The following is a 14,595-nucleotide window of genomic DNA, read 5'->3' as shown; positions in this document are numbered from 1 at the left end:
AGGGGCTGCCAGGCAGCCCCTTTCTTATTGTGCGTCCATGACGGCCAGCGCCTCGTCCTGGCGGGACGGGTCGCCTGGGGTCTCCAGCTTGCCCATGATGAGGGTGAGCAGGGTCTCCCGCAGCCAGCGGTGGCCGGGATCCTCCTCGTGGCGTTGATGCCAGATGAGCAGGTGGGAGATGCTGTCCAGGGCGATGGGCAGCGGCAGCGGCACCAGCGGATAGACCTGGGTCGCGTGGCGGGCATAGAGCCGTGACAGGGTCACTATCATGTCCGAATGCATGCCCATGCGCAGCGCCGCCTCGAAGGAGGGCACTGTCGCCTCGATCCGGCGGTAGAGATCCTGCTCCGCCAGCTTGTGATCCAGCATCCAGCGATCCCGTCCCTCGCAATAGGTCTGCACATGGGGATAGGCCAGGTAGCGGGGGAGATCCCACTCGGGTTCGCGCAGGGCCGGGTGATCCCGCTGTACCAGGCAGGTGAGGTCATCGATGGCGAGCAGTCGCTGGCAGATGGCGTTGGGCAGGGTATCCAGCCTGAAATCCGAGTTGATGCAGTTCTCCCGCACCGTGAAGGCGATGTCCACCTGACCCTGGCTCATCTCGGTCAGGCTGTGCTCTGTCCACTCCTCGTAACGCAGCCGGATCCCAGGTGCCTGGCGCTTGAGCTCGCTCAGGTAGAGCGGCGCGAACAGGGTGAAGGCGCTGTCCATGCTGGCGATGACGAACTCCCGCTCTGTGCTGGCGGGATCGAAGGCAGGGGGCTGGATCAGGTTGTCCAGGGAGAGCAGTATGGGTTGCAACTGCTGCTGCAGATCGAGGGCGCGCGGGGTGGGATCCAGCCCGTAGGCGGAGCGGACGAACAGGGGATCGTCGAAGGTCTCCCGCAGGCGGCCCAGGGCCTTGCTGACGGCGGACTGGCTCAGGTGCAGACGGCGGGCGGCCCGGCTGCCATTGCGCTCCTCCAGCAAGACTTGCAGGATAATCAACAGATTAAGGTCTATGCGCCCGAGCTGTTCCAGCAACATGATATGAATCCTCTTCAATTCTTAGATGAATTTATACCATTTGTTTTCATATCTTGGCGACCCTATGCTCGACCTGTCTCTCGCCTTCATGGCGACTGGTACAGGATGTAGCGGTTGAGGGGACAAGTAGCACCGACTCATACGGCGGCCAAGGGTCGCCGTATCTTTTTAGGTTTTTTGACGATTTTCCTGCCAACTTGCGCCTGCCTTGATTTTGCCCAACAATCGTTGCGCCTTCTTTTGATACAAACAACGGGTATCTATCTATCAGGGATATCCCTATGGGACTTGGTGGAATTCATATCTGGCATCTGTTGATCCTGCTGGTGGTCGTCGTCGTGGTGTTTGGCAGCAAACGCCTGGCCGGCACCGGTGAGGATCTGGGCACCGCCATCAGGGATTTTCGTAAAGCCTTGCGTGACGATGAAGTACATCCGAAATGAGTAGGAGTGGAAGTATGTCTGTAGACGAAAAAGTGGAATTGAATGAAACCTGCGACAGCTGCGGCTGCTACGCCGAGATCGGTACCATCATAGGTGAAGGCGACGATGTGATGGAGCTGGTGATCGAGGCCGCGGCAGAAGCCGATGCCCGTGCCAAGCTGGCAGCCTATGAGGCGCTGGCCAAGCAGGTGACCGCCGAAGCCGTGATCGACAGCGAACTGACCCAGGGCGCCGACGGCGTGATCCTGAAGGCCCGCCTGCAATTCACCTGCACCGCCGAGAAGCTGATTTTCGAGATGCGTGCCCGCTCTATCTGAGCCCCCTGATGAGACGGCAGGCTTGCCTGCCGTATTGCTTTGCCCCTCGCCTTTTCCCTCTCTTTGCGTTGTATAGTGAGTTATCCCACGGACGAGCCGGTTTCAGTCCGGCACCAGTGGCTCCGACTGCCCTGATGCCGCGATGGCACTCTGTCATGGGTTCCAGGCCTTGCCCTGCCGGGCAATCATCCGGCTCGAGTCGACCAACAGAAGGTGGTTACATCATGATGCGATGGCTTTGGGCCCTGCTGGTCCTCTGTTCTCTCCCTCTGCTGGCGGCGGATCCCGGTTCCCAGCCTGGTGATGCCCCTTCGCGTGCCGCGGACGTCAAACCCAAACTCCTGCCCCAACCCGGGGATCTCGAACACATACTGCAACAGAAAGAGCTCAGGGCCCTGGTGGTCTATGAACGGGGCTTCTTCTTCTTCGACAAAGGGGCCCAGTACGGCATCCTGGTCAATCAACTGCAAGGCTTCGAGCGCTGGCTGAACCAGACCTATCTTCCCAAGGAGAAGCTCAAGCTCAAGATCATCTATATCCCGGTGCGTCAGGACAAGCTGCTGGACTACCTCACCGAGGGGCGGGGGGATCTGGTGGCGGCCAACCTGACGGTGACGCCGACCCGGCGCGAGCAGGTTACCTTCTCCCAGCCGCTCATCTCGCCCATCGAGGAGTGGGTGGTGAGCCAGCGGGAGCTGACGGGCTTCAACCGCATCACCCAGTTGTCTGGTCGGCGGATCTGGGTGCGGGCCAGCTCCAGCTATTACGAGAGCCTGCGTCAGCTCAACTGGCTGTTCCGCGAGCTGGGGCTGCCCCCCGTCTACATAGAGACAGTACCCGAGTACCTGCAGGACGGGGATCTGCTGGAGATGGTGGCGGCCGGCATCATACCGCTGACCGTCACCGACAGCTTCAAGGGGCGGATCTGGCTCGACATGATAGGGGGCCTCAAGGCCCACAAGCTGATCCCGCTGCGGGACAAGGGGCGCAGCGCCTGGGCGCTGCGCAACAACAGCCCCGAGCTGCTCAAGGCGGTGAATGCCTATATCTCGGAGTCGAGCAAACGCACCCTCTACAGCGACATGACACTGCGTCGTCTGCTGGCCCAGAGTGACAAGATGAGCAACATACTGGCGCCGGACCCCCTGGGGCGGTTGTCGACCATCCGCAAGGTGCTGGAAACCCAGGCCGACAAATATGAGCTGGACTGGCTGATGCTGGCGGCGCTGGCCTACAAGGAGTCGGGGCTCAATACCAATGTCCGCTCCCACCGCGGGGCTGTCGGCATCATGCAGCTGCTGCCGAGCACCGGGGGCGAGGTGGGGATCCGTGGCGCCCGGCTCACCAGCCTGGAAGGCAATGTCGAGGCGGCCTGTCGTTACATGCGGCTCATTCTCGATACCTACTTCAACGATCCCGGGATGGACAAGCTCAACCGTCACCTGTTCGCCCTGGCGGCCTACAATGCAGGCCCGAACCGGGTGCAGGCGCTGCAGGCCAAGGCCAGGGAGAGGGGGCTGGATCCGAACCTCTGGTTTGGCAACGTGGAGCAGCTGGTGGCCAACGAGGTCGGCCAGGGTCCCATCAACTACGTCGGCACCATCTACAAATACTACGTGGCCTACCGCTTCAGCCTGCCCCAGCTGGAGGGCAAGACAGAGGCCATGGAGGCGGCGCAGCCCTGAGTGCTCAGTGCCGGTCGGGCAGGCCATCCTCTGGGGTAAAGGGAAAGGCCTCCCAGCCCTGATCCCTGTGCTGTTGGTACCAGGGGGTCAGCAGTCTGGCGGGAGTGGGATCCGGCTGACTGGCTTGTGGTCGCTGGCTGAGGTAGGGGTGGTCGCGCACTTCCATCATCGACTCCTTGACACGCTGCAATCGGGGCTGTTGTCTGGGTTATGCCACCGTCTCATGACAAGGAGATGACCCTTGATCCCCGCCGAATTTGCCCTGCTCGACGATCCCGGCGCCGCCCTCAAGGCGCGCTGTCAGCTGATCCGCGGCGCCCGCAGCCGGATCCAGGCCCAGTATTACAGCTGGGAGGAGGACAGCAGCGGCAAGCTGCTGCTGTCCGAGTTGCTCCATGCGGCGCGGCGCGGGGTCCGGGTCCAGCTGCTCATCGACGATCTCTATGCCGGCGACAACCGATTCCTGGAGGTGGTGGCGGCAGAGCCTGGCATCGAGGTGCGGCTGTTCAACCCGTTCTGGCTCAGGGGCTGGCGCCCCCTGACCCTGCTGCTGGAAGGCCTGCTCAGCTTTCGCCGCATCAACCACCGCATGCACAACAAGCTGCTGCTGGTGGATGGCCACGAGGCGGTGATCGGGGGGCGCAACATCGGCGATCCTTACTTCGGGCTGGGGGCGCCCCCTCACTTCGTCGATCTGGATCTGATCTGCCGCGGCCCCCTCTGCCGCCAGGCCGAGCAGGGCTTCGAGCTGTTCTGGCGCAGTCGCTGGAGCCACCCCATCCGGCGCCTGTTGCGGCGCCCCCTGCTGCCCGCCGAGATCCGCGTGGTGAACGACTTCCTGCTGACCCTGACCGACCCGGCGGTGGCCTTGGTTTACGATCTGCCCGCCAGCCTGTTTGATGAAGCGCCTCTCCCTCTGCGTTGGCATCCGGGGGCCGGAGAGTGCTGGTTTGACAGGCCCGGCAAGGGGCTTATCTCCCGGCCGACCACGGCGCCCCGGCTGGGGCGCAAGCTGGCGGGCAACCGGGGTGCGCTGCGGTTGGTGAGTCCTTACCTGATCCTGACCCGAAGCCTGCGCCGCCATCTCAAGCGGCAGCGTCAGGCGGGGGTCGGCATCGAGATCCTGACCAACTCCCTGGCCAGCACGGATGTGCCCCTGGTGTATGGTGCCTATCGGCGCCACCGCCCCTGGCTGGAGCGGCAGGGCATAGTGCTGTCCGAACTGTCGGATGAGGCGCAGAGCCTGCACGCCAAGCTGATCCTGATGGGGGAGGAGGAGGCCCTGCTCGGCAGCTTCAATCTGGATCCCCGCTCCCTGATGCTCAACACCGAGCTGATGCTGCACCTGAGCTGTCCGGCGCTCTGTGCCGAGCTGCGGCACTGGCTCTGCGGCTGGCAACGGGCGGCGGTCCATCCCGTGGTGGCGCCCTCGACGCTGCGGCGTCTGCTGGCGCGACTGAGCGACTGGCTGCCGCTGCGCCCCTGGCTGTGAATGGGGCCCTGCTTGTGCGAGATCTCGCAAAGCCTTGTGCGCCTTCGAGGATAACGTTTGCCATCCAAAGCCGGATTGAGATTTTATCGTATTGTTTTTAATCACTTTATGTCGACAGGTGCAACCTGATGCAGCGCCCTCGCTTGCATACAGGGCCGCATATAACGGTTTTTTATTTTATTTAACTGCGTAGTATTTCGGTTGCAAGGACAAACACGGCGGCTGGTCTGCCGTGTGGGTGAAGGCAGCAAGGGGATGGGTCGGCCAGCGTGTTCTGGCTGGCGATGCGGATCGGGAGCGGAAACCCGTGACGCGGATCAGCACCGTTATTGCCGGATCCCAATATGGAACATGCTATTTGCGAGGGGGTGACATGCGAATGTCGCCCCATTTTTTTATGCCAAGGCATCGCCAGACGCCCATGAAAAGACCGCCAGCGGGCGGTCTTGGGCAATGGGTGTTGGCGGTCACTCCCCTCAGGCGATGCCCGCCAGCAGGCGACTCCAGTTGCGCTTGGCAACGAGGAAGCCATCCCTCAGGTTGCGATACTCCAGCTGCAGCTTGAGCCTGTCGTAGCGCGCCAGCGCCTTGCGCTTGCGCTGCTCCAGCAACTGCTTGCGGCTGGCGTAGTAGTGCTGGATCTGCAGGCTCAGCTTGTCGTACTCCTCCTGCAGCAGCGCCTGCCACAGCTCCCTGTCCTCTGCCTTGCGCAGCCTGGCCTGGGCGCGTTTGAGCTGCATCTCCAGCCTGGCCTGCTCGATCCGCTCCTCAGGACAGGATCTGAGATCCCCGGCCAGCCCACACCAGGCGGCAGTGCGGATCAGCCACTTGGTGGGGTCGAACTGCCACCAGCGGATGCCGTTGCGGTAGTCGTTTTCGAACAGGTGATGGAAGTTGTGGTACCCCTCGCCAAAGGTGAAGAAGGCCAGGATGCCGTTGTCCCGTGCACTGTTGCGATCGGTGAAGGGCTGGCTGCCCCAGATGTGGGCAAGGGAGTTGATGAAGAAGGTGGTGTGGTGGGTCATCACCATGCGCAGCACCCCGGCGAGCAGCAGCATGCCAAGCAGATCCCCGTGGATCAGGCCGAGCAGCAGCGGGATGCCGATGTTGGTGGCCAGGGTCAATGCCAGATAGTGCTTGTGCTGGAAGGCGACGATGGCATTGTTCTGCAGATCCCGCACATTGCTGTAGTCGTGGTAGATCTCGCGCTGGTATTCCCGCAGCATCCAGCCGATGTGGGAGTACCAGAAGCCGCGGCCCGCGCTGTAGGGATCCTTCTGGTTGTCATCCACGTGGCGGTGGTGACGGCGGTGATCGGACGACCAGTGCAGGGCCGAGTTTTGCAGGGCGAGGGCACCGCCTATGGCGAAGATCCATTGCAGGGCGGGGTGTGCCTTGTAGGCCTTGTGCGACCAGAGTCGGTGATAACCGGCGGTGATGGAGATGCCGCAGTAGCAGAACAGCAGCAGGAAGCTGCCCCACTGCCAGAGGTCATAGCCATGGGTCAGGCCGTACCAGGGTACCGCAATCAGTGCCGTCAGCCCGGAGAGGGTGAACAGCAGGGTGTTGGTCATGATGATCGGGGGGCGGTCCATTTCACTCGGCTCCATTCAGCGAACAGCTGTCCACTATTCTCCATTGAGCCGGAATGCGGGTCAATGGTAAAAAAGTCGGAGACAAACCTGATCCAGGCCCCGCCTTCGGGTTATCATCTGGCCTCGCTAATCGCAAGGTGACTGTTTTCGTGGGTATTCGCGCGCAACAAAAAGAAAAGACCCGGCGTACGCTGATCGAAGCGGCGTTCAGTCAACTCTGTGCCAACCGCAGCTTCTCCAACCTCAGCCTGCGGGAAGTGGCCAGGGAGGCGGGCATAGCGCCGACCTCCTTCTACCGTCATTTTCGCGACATGGAAGAGCTGGGGCTGACCCTGGTGGACGAGGGCGGCCTGACCCTGCGCCAGCTGATGCGCCAGGCGCGTCAGCGTATCGCCGGTGGTGGCAGCGTCATCAGCACCTCGGTGCAGACCTTCATGGAATTCGTCGAAAACAACCCGAACATCTTCCGGCTGCTGCTGCGCGAGCGCTCCGGCACCTCGGCGGCCTTCCGTCAGGCGGTGGCCCGCGAGATCCAGCACTTCATCGCCGAGCTGACCGATTATCTGGAGGCGACCACGCAGGCGCCACGGGAAGAGGCCTACATCCAGGCCGAAGCCATGGTCACCATCGTCTTCAGCGCCGGTGCCGATGCCCTCGACATGACCCCCGAAGAGTGCCGGGCCCTGTCGGAGCGCACCATCAGCCAGCTGCGGATGATCGCCATGGGCGCCGAGGTGCAGAACCGCAAGCGCCGCGAATCTCTCTCTTAAGTCAAGGATGGACAGTCCCATGCATGAATCGAACGCGATCCCGAAGAAGCCCCTGTTGCTGGCCCTGCTCATCGGCATCTGCGGTGATGCCTTCCTGTCGGTGTTGACCGAGTCGGTCGTGCCCTTCTCCTTCTTCCCCCTGATTGCCCTGCTGCTGGCGGCCTACCAGCTCTATCAGCACTATCGCCACGAGCCCATGGTCGGCAACACCCCCAGCTGCATCCTGCTCTGCTTCTTCATCGGGGTGTTCGGGCATACGGCGCTGCTCAAGGTGCAGTACCCCGAGCTTGGCAGCAACTTCTTCTCCCTGATCGCCATGCTGCTGCTGCTCGCCGTGCTCTCCATCAAGCTCGGCATCAGCCTGGGGAAAAAAGTGAAGGAGTGACGCATCACTCCTTCGGGGTCGATCTGGCGGTCTCGGGTCAGTCGGCCCGGGGCGGGGTTTCTCCCCTCTGCCTGGCGTCTATGATGGCCTGCAGCTTGGCGCGGATCTCCATCATGCCGAACACCCCGAAGATCAGCACCTGGGTGAACTCGAGGCGGGTGATGGCAAAATAGGGCTTGCAGGCGGCCTTGATCATGCTGGCCTGCACCCAGTGCATCAGTATCACTATGACGCCGCAGACCGGCAGAAAACCGTTCAGTTTGCCCGGCAGTGTACCCAGCAGGGCGAGCACCACGCCGAGCCAGAAGAACAACAGCACGCCCATCGCCAATAGATTAAACACCCGCTTCATCGCTTATCTCCCGTACATAGAGTTGAGAGCAGACCCGACCGGTCTGCTTGTCCTTGAGTCGTTGCTGTTGTCCAAGTTGGCAGGGAGTGGCAATCGTTCAATTCCCCTCCCGCCTGGCATTTAAACCGCAGCGTCATCCTTGCTGTCCCGCAGATAGAGCTGGTAGCAGACCTGACCTGCCTGCTTGTCCTTGAGCTGTTGCCAGCTGGCAGGCAGGGGGAGATCGCTCATCTCCTTTTCCCGTTCAAGATAGATGAGGGCATCCGGCGCCAGCCAGCCGCGCTGCTCCAGCAGATCGCACACCTGGGGCAGTAGTTCACGGCGAAACGGCGGATCCAGGAACACCAGATCGAAGGGGGTTGCCGGGCCTTGCAGCCAGCTTACCGCATCGGCTTGGATCACCTGTCCCTGGCTTGAACCCAGGGTGAGCAGGTTTTTCTTGAGCTGATCGGCGGCGCCCTTGTCCATCTCGACCAGGGTCACCTGCTCGGCGTAGCGCGACAGCGCCTCCAGCCCCAGGCCGCCGCTGCCGGCAAAGAGATCGAGGCAGCGGGCACCGCGGACATGGGGGGCCAGCCAGTTGAAGATGGTCTCCTTGACGCGATCCGTGGTGGGTCTGAGTCCGTCCACATCCCTGACCGGCAGTTTGCGGCCCTTCCACTGGCCGCTGATGATTCTTACCACGCCCGCTCGCCCCTGGGGGGCTGGGCTCTTGCTCGGGCTGTTACGGCTGGATTTCACTCTGGGCATCGCGTTTCGTCGTCAGAAAATAAAGTGGTAGTATAAGGCGGTTCATTTTTATGCCGACCCGCCGAGGGACGGCTATCTTAGCAGTCAGCCTTTGATGTGAGTATTTTTAGATGGCAAAAGGTTTGTTTTCCTGGCTGGGTTTCGGCCGCAAGAAAGAAGAGGCTGAGGCCGTCCAATCACAGGCCCCTGTCGCCACCCCGGCTGTCGCCGAGTCCGAGGCCACCGTTGCCCCCGCTCCCGTCGCTGATGTTTCCCTGACCGAGGCCCCTGTTGTACCTCACGAGGCGCCCCTGGCGACCCCTGATGAAGGCCCCCTGGTGGTGGAGGAACCTGCCTCCGAACTCGAGCCCGTCATCGTCAATGAGGCGCTGATCACCGCCGAGGCAGAGGCCGCCGACGCACAGGCTATCGAGGCAGCCCGCATTGCCGCCGAAGCACAGGCTGCCGAAGCTGCCCGTGTTGCCGTCGAGGCACAAGCCGCGGAGGCCGCCCGTGTTGCCGCCGAGGCGCAGGCTGCCGAAGCCGCACGCGTTACCGCCGAGGCTCGCGCCGCAGAAGAAGCCCGTCTTGCCGCCGAGGCCCGTGCAGTGGAAGAGGCTCGTGTTGCTGCCGAAGCCCGTGCTGCGGAAGCTGCCCGTATTGCTGCCGAGGCAGAGGCTATCGAAGCAGCTCGCATTGCCGCTGAAACCCAGGCTGCTGAAGAGGCGCGTATCGCCAAAGAGGCCCAGCGAGCGGAAGATCTGCGCCTGGTAGCCGAGATGGAGGCTGAAGCCGCCGCGCTGGCCGCCCTGCCACTGGCAGCCAAGGTGGACGACGACACCCAGGACAAGCCGCAGCGGGAGGGCTTCTTTGCCCGCCTCAAGCGCAGCCTGGTGCGTACCAAGGAGAATATCGGCTCGGGCTTCTTCGGCCTGTTCCGTGGCAAGAAGATCGATGACGAGCTGTTCGAGGAGCTGGAGACCCAGCTGCTGACCGCCGATCTCGGCGTGGATACCACCACTCGTATCATCGAAGGCCTGGTGCAGCACGCGGATCGCAAGCAGCTCAAGGATGCCGAGGCGCTCTACGGCCTGCTCAAGCAGGACATGGGCGAGATGCTGACCAAGGTCGAGCAGCCGCTGGTGATCGACACCAGCAAGAAACCCTATGTGATCCTGATGGTCGGCGTGAACGGCGTCGGCAAGACCACCACCATCGGCAAGATGGCCAAGCAATTCCAGGCCGAAGGCAAGAGCGTCATGCTGGCGGCGGGTGATACCTTCCGTGCCGCCGCGGTCGAGCAGTTGCAGGTATGGGGTCAGCGCAACAACATCCCCGTGATCGCCCAGCACACAGGGGCCGACTCCGCCTCCGTCATCTATGACGCCATCGAGGCCGCCCGCTCCCGCGGGGCCGATGTGCTGATCGCCGACACCGCCGGCCGCCTGCAGAACAAGAGCAACCTGATGGAAGAGCTCAAGAAGGTGGTGCGGGTGATGAAGAAGCTGGATGAAGAGGCGCCCCATGAGGTCATGCTGACCCTGGATGCGGGCACAGGCCAGAACGCCCTGAGCCAGGCCAAGCTGTTCAGCGAGGCGGTGGGCCTGACCGGCATCACCCTCACCAAGCTGGACGGGACTGCCAAGGGGGGCATCATCTTCGCGGTGGCAGACAAGTTCCAGATCCCGATCCGCTACATCGGGGTGGGCGAGGGGATCGACGATCTGCGTCCCTTCGTCGCCAACGACTTTATCGAGGCGCTCTTCAGTCGCGATGAGTAAGCCAGTCACTTGAGTGAAGGCATTCCGTAGGTTCGATTAGCCGCGTCGCGGCGTAATCGGGCGTTCGCGAGATGTGTCTCAATACATGCCCCGACTCAGGTCGGGGCTTGTCAATGTCAGGGAGTCGTTATGATCCGTTTTGACAAGGTCAGCAAGGTATACAGCGGTGGCCATCAGGCGCTGCAGAAGGTCAGCTTCCACCTGCGCAAGGGGGAGATGGCCTTCCTGACCGGCCACTCGGGGGCGGGCAAGAGTACCCTCTTGAAGCTCATCAGCGTGATGGAGCGGCCGACCGATGGTCGCGTCTTCTTCCATGGCGATGACGTCAGCCATATCCAGCGCAGCCAGATCCCCTATGTGCGTCGCCAGATCGGGATGATCTTCCAGGATCACCGGCTGCTGATGGACAGAACCGTGTTCGACAACGTGGCCCTGCCACTGGTGATCGATGGCTACAGCCATGCCGATATCAACAAGCGGGTGGCAGCGGCGCTGGACAAGGTGGGGCTGCTCGGCAAGGAGCGTTACCAGCCGCGCATGCTCTCCGGTGGTGAGCAGCAGCGGGTCGGCATCGCTCGCGCCATCGTCAACAAGCCGCCCCTGTTGCTGGCGGATGAGCCGACCGGCAACCTGGATCCCCAGCTCTCCATGGACATCATGCGATTGTTCGAGGAGTTCAACCGCTTCGGGGTCTCGGTGCTGATTGCCACCCACGATCTGGGGCTGATCGCCCGCATGCGCTATCGTACCCTGACCCTGAAGGCGGGGCGCATGTATTCCCAAGAGCAGGAGGAGAGCTGATGGCCATCGTTCGTCATAAACAGCCCCCTCTGTGCCCTCTGATGATGGTCACTCGGATGGATCAGGTCGCCGATATTCGACACGGGGGGGAGTTCTGATGGCTATTGTTCGTCACAAACAGCCGCCGCTGCGCCGTCTGATGATGTACGGTGTGGACCACGTGCGTCAGGCCTTTGCCAGTCTGGGAGAGCTGTGGCGCAATCCGCTTGCCTCCCTGATGACGCTGGCGGTGCTCGGGGTCAGCCTGGCGCTGCCCTCCTGCTTCCACGTGCTGCTGAAAAACGCCGAAGTGGTGGAAGGGAGCTGGCAGACCAGTTCCCAGATCTCCCTCTATCTGCGCAAGGATCTGCCGGAGCAGAGCATCCTCGACATGAAGCAGCGGATCCTGCTCTATCCCGAGGTGGAGTCGGTCACCTACATGAACCGGGACGAGGCGCTCAAGGAGTTTCGCGAGATCTCAGGCTTCGGTGATGCCCTCGATTATCTCGACAGCAACCCGCTGCCGCCGGTGCTGAGCGTGATCCCGGATCCGCGCTGGCAGAATCCGGAAGGGGCCGCCGAACTGCTCGCCAAGCTGGAGAATGAGCCCGGCATCGAGCAGGGCAAGCTGGATCTGCAGTGGCTGACCCGGCTGCAGGGGATCATGAACCTGCTGCGTCACACCATCACCGGCATTGCGGTGCTGCTGCTCTCCGCCGTGCTGCTGATCGTCGGCAACACCCTGCGCCTCAATATCCTCAATCAGCGCTCCGAGATCGAAGTGCTCAAGCTGGTAGGGGCGACCGACGCCTTCATTCACCGTCCTTTTCTCTACACCGGCATCTGGTTCGGGGTCATCGGCGGCATGCTGGCCTGGTGGCTGACCGAAGTCATGGTGATCTGGAGCGAGGGGGTGGTGAAGGAGCTGGCGGGGCTCTACAACAGCAGCTTCCGGCTGGTGGGGATGGGGGCGTTCGACGGCTTCAACCTCATACTGCTTGGTGCTCTGCTGGGGCTGATTGCGTCCTGGTTCTCGGTGCACAGACACATTCGCGACATAGAACCTTCTTGATTGATTTGCCAGCAGTGCAAAGCGCTGGATTTTGCGAACTGGATCAAGTAAAAGAGTGGCCCGTTTCTGGCAAGGGCCACTTTCTCAGAGTAATCTGAATGAGGCCTGTACCAAGGATCATATTTGGATCCTGTGAACCTTTTGATTTATAAACAGTCTATACAGTGCAACAGAATGTATACGGGTGTGGCCCCTCTGCCTTGCTCGTCTGACTTGGCAAGCATGTGAAGGTTGCGAGCTCCGCAACAATGGACTTAGCATGCTACTTTTCGGGGGTCCTTCACTGTGACCCCTTTTTTTTGACCGTTCATTTATGATTCATCCCGTCAGCCTAAGATAGCCCGGGTTCACGCTGGGGCCGATGTTTAATGTGGGCCGCAGAATGACCCCCGGTCAGTAGACAGGCCCTCTCAGGGTGTTAGACTGATTCGATTGAAAAGTAAGAGGTAGAACATGGGAACTTCATTGCAACGCACTATGGCTCTGATTCCGCAAGGTAGTCTGGAAGGCTATATCCAAGCCGTCAACTCGATCCCCGTGCTGAGCGCGGAGGAAGAGCGTGAACTGGCGATGCGTTTGCAGCAGGGTGGCGATCTCGAGGCTGCCCGTCAGCTGGTCATGTCGCATCTGCGTTTTGTCGTTCACGTGGCCAAGAGCTACTCCGGCTATGGCCTGCCTCAGGCCGATCTGGTGCAGGAAGGCAATATCGGCCTGATGAAGGCGGTCAAGCGCTTCGACCCGAGCGTGGGCGTGCGTCTGGTCTCCTTCGCCGTGCACTGGATCAAGGCCGAGATCCACGAATATGTGCTGCGCAACTGGCGCATGGTCAAGGTGGCCACCACCAAGGCCCAGCGCAAGCTGTTCTTCAACCTGCGCAAGTCCAAGAAGCGTCTTGGCTGGCTGAACCACGAAGAGGTGCAGGCCGTGGCCGCCGACCTCGGCGTCTCTGCCGCCGACGTCACCGAGATGGAAGCGCGCATGAGCAACTACGATCAGGCCTTCGATCTGGTCGGTGACGATGAGGATGAAGGCGGCTTCGCCCCCGTCCATTATCTGGAAGACAAGTCTTCCGATCTGGCCGCCACCATAGAGAACGACAACTGGGATAGCCACGCCACTCGTCGCCTGAGCGCGGCCATGGCCACCCTGGATGATCGCAGCCAGCACATCATCCGCGCCCGCTGGCTGGATGAGGAGAGCAAGACCACCCTGCAGGAGCTGGCCGACCACTACGGTGTGTCCGCCGAGCGTGTGCGCCAGCTTGAGAAGAACGCGCTCAAGAAGCTGAAGGATGCGATGGCCGCCTGAGGGCATTCGCCAGCTTGAGAAGAACGCGCTCAAGAAGCTGAAAGACGCCATGGATGCCTGAGGGCATTCTCTTGTAGAAAACAGGGCCTGATGGCCCTGTTTTTGTTTCGCGGGGATCTGGTCGGCCTTGCCTTGGTTACCCTTGTGTATGGTATGTTGCCGCCACTGCCACAGTTAGGGAGAGCAGAAGTGAAACTGTTGAACGACCTGTTTACCAATAACCGCGAGTGGGCGGAACGGATCAAGGCCGAAGATCCCAATTTCTTCGCTACCCTCTCCGCCCAGCAGGCGCCCGAGTACCTCTGGATCGGCTGCTCCGACAGCCGGGTTCCCGCCAACCAGCTGATGGGGCTGCTGCCGGGGGATGTCTTCGTCCACCGCAACGTCGCCAACCTGGTGGTACACACCGATTTCAACTGCCTCTCCGTGCTGCAATACGCGGTGGAGGTGCTCAAGGTGAAGCACATCATCGTCTGCGGCCACTACGGTTGCGGCGGCGTCAAGGCGGCGATGCAGAACCAGGAGCTGGGCCTCATCGACAATTGGCTGCGCAACATCAAGGATGTCTACTTCAAGTACGGCGAAGAGCTCGAAGCCATCGAGGATGAGCACGAGCGCTTCGACTACCTGTGCGAGCTGAACGTGGCCGAGCAGGTCGCCAACGTCTGCCACACCACCATCATCCAGAATGCCTGGCGCAAGGGGCAGGAGCTGGCGGTGCACGGCTGGATCTACGGCATCAAGGACGGTCTGCTGCACGATCTCGATCTCTGCATCAGCGGCCCTGACCAGATCCCGGACGTCTACCGCGCCTGGCCGGACATGCGTCCGCCTCACCGTCGTCGCTGAGGACCCCATCG

Annotated in this window: 16 protein-coding genes; 11 read left to right on the top strand and 5 right to left on the bottom strand. The window is 61.7% G+C overall.

Features of this window, described 5'->3' with window-relative positions; translation table 11 throughout:
• Positions 1–24 precede the first annotated feature (24 nt).
• Positions 25–1,026: a LysR substrate-binding domain-containing protein gene (locus tag ACB030_RS06780; protein WP_139439258.1), complete on the bottom strand. Its 1,002-nt coding sequence runs from the start codon at positions 1,024–1,026 to the stop codon at positions 25–27.
• Between the two features lie 281 nt (positions 1,027–1,307).
• Here ACB030_RS06780 and tatA point away from each other — a divergent pair, with 281 nt between their 5' ends.
• The 3 genes from tatA (at position 1,308) to ACB030_RS06765 (ending at position 3,471) form a co-directional block, all read left to right on the top strand.
• The gene (gene tatA / locus ACB030_RS06775; protein WP_205642680.1) at positions 1,308–1,469 is read left to right on the top strand and encodes a twin-arginine translocase TatA/TatE family subunit; all 162 of its coding nucleotides are present in this window, start codon (positions 1,308–1,310) and stop codon (positions 1,467–1,469) included.
• Positions 1,470–1,483: 14 nt separating this feature from the next.
• On the top strand, positions 1,484–1,786 hold the full coding sequence (locus tag ACB030_RS06770; protein WP_205642679.1) for a YfcZ/YiiS family protein: 303 nt from the start codon (positions 1,484–1,486) through the stop codon (positions 1,784–1,786).
• A gap of 224 nt (positions 1,787–2,010) precedes the next feature.
• The gene (locus ACB030_RS06765) at positions 2,011–3,471 is read left to right on the top strand and encodes a transglycosylase SLT domain-containing protein (RefSeq protein WP_371158722.1); all 1,461 of its coding nucleotides are present in this window, start codon (positions 2,011–2,013) and stop codon (positions 3,469–3,471) included.
• 4 nt (positions 3,472–3,475) lie between these two features.
• On the opposite strand, the gene ACB030_RS06760 is transcribed toward ACB030_RS06765, so the two are convergent.
• Complete coding sequence (locus ACB030_RS06760) at positions 3,476–3,637, bottom strand: hypothetical protein (RefSeq protein ID WP_193353982.1); 162 nt, start codon at positions 3,635–3,637, stop codon at positions 3,476–3,478.
• A 75-nt stretch (positions 3,638–3,712) separates the two neighbouring features.
• Here ACB030_RS06760 and ACB030_RS06755 point away from each other — a divergent pair, with 75 nt between their 5' ends.
• Complete coding sequence (locus ACB030_RS06755) at positions 3,713–4,963, top strand: phospholipase D family protein (RefSeq protein ID WP_371158721.1); 1,251 nt, start codon at positions 3,713–3,715, stop codon at positions 4,961–4,963.
• A 476-nt stretch (positions 4,964–5,439) separates the two neighbouring features.
• On the opposite strand, the gene ACB030_RS06750 is transcribed toward ACB030_RS06755, so the two are convergent.
• Positions 5,440–6,558, bottom strand: a complete 1,119-nt coding sequence (locus ACB030_RS06750) for a fatty acid desaturase (protein WP_371158720.1) — start codon at positions 6,556–6,558, stop codon at positions 5,440–5,442.
• Between the two features lie 149 nt (positions 6,559–6,707).
• On the opposite strand from ACB030_RS06750, the gene fabR reads away from it, so the two are divergent.
• The gene (gene fabR, locus ACB030_RS06745) at positions 6,708–7,328 is read left to right on the top strand and encodes an HTH-type transcriptional repressor FabR (RefSeq protein ID WP_025325415.1); all 621 of its coding nucleotides are present in this window, start codon (positions 6,708–6,710) and stop codon (positions 7,326–7,328) included.
• 19 nt (positions 7,329–7,347) lie between these two features.
• A complete protein-coding gene (locus ACB030_RS06740; RefSeq protein ID WP_205642674.1) occupies positions 7,348–7,713 on the top strand; it encodes a YijD family membrane protein in 366 nt (121 codons plus the stop codon).
• A gap of 37 nt (positions 7,714–7,750) precedes the next feature.
• Here ACB030_RS06740 and ACB030_RS06735 read toward each other — a convergent pair whose 3' ends face one another.
• Both ACB030_RS06735 and rsmD read right to left on the bottom strand, forming a co-directional pair.
• Positions 7,751–8,065 carry a DUF1145 domain-containing protein gene (locus tag ACB030_RS06735; protein ID WP_025325417.1) on the bottom strand — a complete coding sequence of 105 codons (315 nt, stop codon included), beginning with the start codon at positions 8,063–8,065 and terminating at the stop codon, positions 7,751–7,753.
• 120 nt (positions 8,066–8,185) lie between these two features.
• Positions 8,186–8,815, bottom strand: coding sequence for a 16S rRNA (guanine(966)-N(2))-methyltransferase RsmD (gene rsmD / locus ACB030_RS06730; RefSeq protein ID WP_371158719.1), 630 nt, complete (start codon positions 8,813–8,815; stop codon positions 8,186–8,188).
• Positions 8,816–8,925: 110 nt separating this feature from the next.
• Between rsmD and ftsY the strand changes: the two genes are divergently transcribed.
• The 5 genes from ftsY to can all read left to right on the top strand — a co-directional run bounded on the left by ftsY (position 8,926) and on the right by can (position 14,584).
• Positions 8,926–10,575, top strand: a complete 1,650-nt coding sequence (gene ftsY, locus ACB030_RS06725; RefSeq protein ID WP_371158718.1) for a signal recognition particle-docking protein FtsY — start codon at positions 8,926–8,928, stop codon at positions 10,573–10,575.
• A 129-nt stretch (positions 10,576–10,704) separates the two neighbouring features.
• Positions 10,705–11,376, top strand: coding sequence for a cell division ATP-binding protein FtsE (gene ftsE, locus ACB030_RS06720; protein WP_005323433.1), 672 nt, complete (start codon positions 10,705–10,707; stop codon positions 11,374–11,376).
• Between the two features lie 97 nt (positions 11,377–11,473).
• A complete protein-coding gene (gene ftsX / locus ACB030_RS06715; RefSeq protein WP_371158717.1) occupies positions 11,474–12,427 on the top strand; it encodes a permease-like cell division protein FtsX in 954 nt (317 codons plus the stop codon).
• 453 nt (positions 12,428–12,880) lie between these two features.
• Positions 12,881–13,735, top strand: a complete 855-nt coding sequence (gene rpoH / locus ACB030_RS06710; RefSeq protein WP_205642670.1) for an RNA polymerase sigma factor RpoH — start codon at positions 12,881–12,883, stop codon at positions 13,733–13,735.
• Positions 13,736–13,924: 189 nt separating this feature from the next.
• The gene (gene can / locus ACB030_RS06705) at positions 13,925–14,584 is read left to right on the top strand and encodes a carbonate dehydratase (RefSeq protein WP_042076162.1); all 660 of its coding nucleotides are present in this window, start codon (positions 13,925–13,927) and stop codon (positions 14,582–14,584) included.
• Positions 14,585–14,595: the final 11 nt, after the last annotated feature.

The organism is Aeromonas sp. S16(2024), from assembly GCF_041403065.1.
Lineage (GTDB): Bacteria > Pseudomonadota > Gammaproteobacteria > Enterobacterales > Aeromonadaceae > Aeromonas.
Note: the sequence above shows the minus strand (reverse complement) of the source record. Positions and strands in the feature narration are given on the sequence as shown.

What these genes read in the sequence shown, in the direction of transcription:
- ACB030_RS06770 (WP_205642679.1), top strand. Translation starts at nt 1,484, where the DNA reads ATGTCTGTAGACGAAAAAGTGGAATTGAATGAAACCTGCGACAGCTGC.
- rsmD (WP_371158719.1), bottom strand. Translation starts at nt 8,815, where the DNA reads ATGCCCAGAGTGAAATCCAGCCGTAACAGCCCGAGCAAGAGCCCAGCC.
- tatA (WP_205642680.1), top strand. Translation starts at nt 1,308, where the DNA reads ATGGGACTTGGTGGAATTCATATCTGGCATCTGTTGATCCTGCTGGTG.
- ftsY (WP_371158718.1), top strand. Translation starts at nt 8,926, where the DNA reads ATGGCAAAAGGTTTGTTTTCCTGGCTGGGTTTCGGCCGCAAGAAAGAA.
- ACB030_RS06780 (WP_139439258.1), bottom strand. Translation starts at nt 1,026, where the DNA reads ATGTTGCTGGAACAGCTCGGGCGCATAGACCTTAATCTGTTGATTATC.
- ACB030_RS06740 (WP_205642674.1), top strand. Translation starts at nt 7,348, where the DNA reads ATGCATGAATCGAACGCGATCCCGAAGAAGCCCCTGTTGCTGGCCCTG.
- ACB030_RS06735 (WP_025325417.1), bottom strand. Translation starts at nt 8,065, where the DNA reads ATGAAGCGGGTGTTTAATCTATTGGCGATGGGCGTGCTGTTGTTCTTC.
- ftsE (WP_005323433.1), top strand. Translation starts at nt 10,705, where the DNA reads ATGATCCGTTTTGACAAGGTCAGCAAGGTATACAGCGGTGGCCATCAG.
- ACB030_RS06765 (WP_371158722.1), top strand. Translation starts at nt 2,011, where the DNA reads ATGATGCGATGGCTTTGGGCCCTGCTGGTCCTCTGTTCTCTCCCTCTG.
- ACB030_RS06750 (WP_371158720.1), bottom strand. Translation starts at nt 6,558, where the DNA reads ATGGACCGCCCCCCGATCATCATGACCAACACCCTGCTGTTCACCCTC.
- rpoH (WP_205642670.1), top strand. Translation starts at nt 12,881, where the DNA reads ATGGGAACTTCATTGCAACGCACTATGGCTCTGATTCCGCAAGGTAGT.
- ftsX (WP_371158717.1), top strand. Translation starts at nt 11,474, where the DNA reads ATGGCTATTGTTCGTCACAAACAGCCGCCGCTGCGCCGTCTGATGATG.
- ACB030_RS06760 (WP_193353982.1), bottom strand. Translation starts at nt 3,637, where the DNA reads ATGGAAGTGCGCGACCACCCCTACCTCAGCCAGCGACCACAAGCCAGT.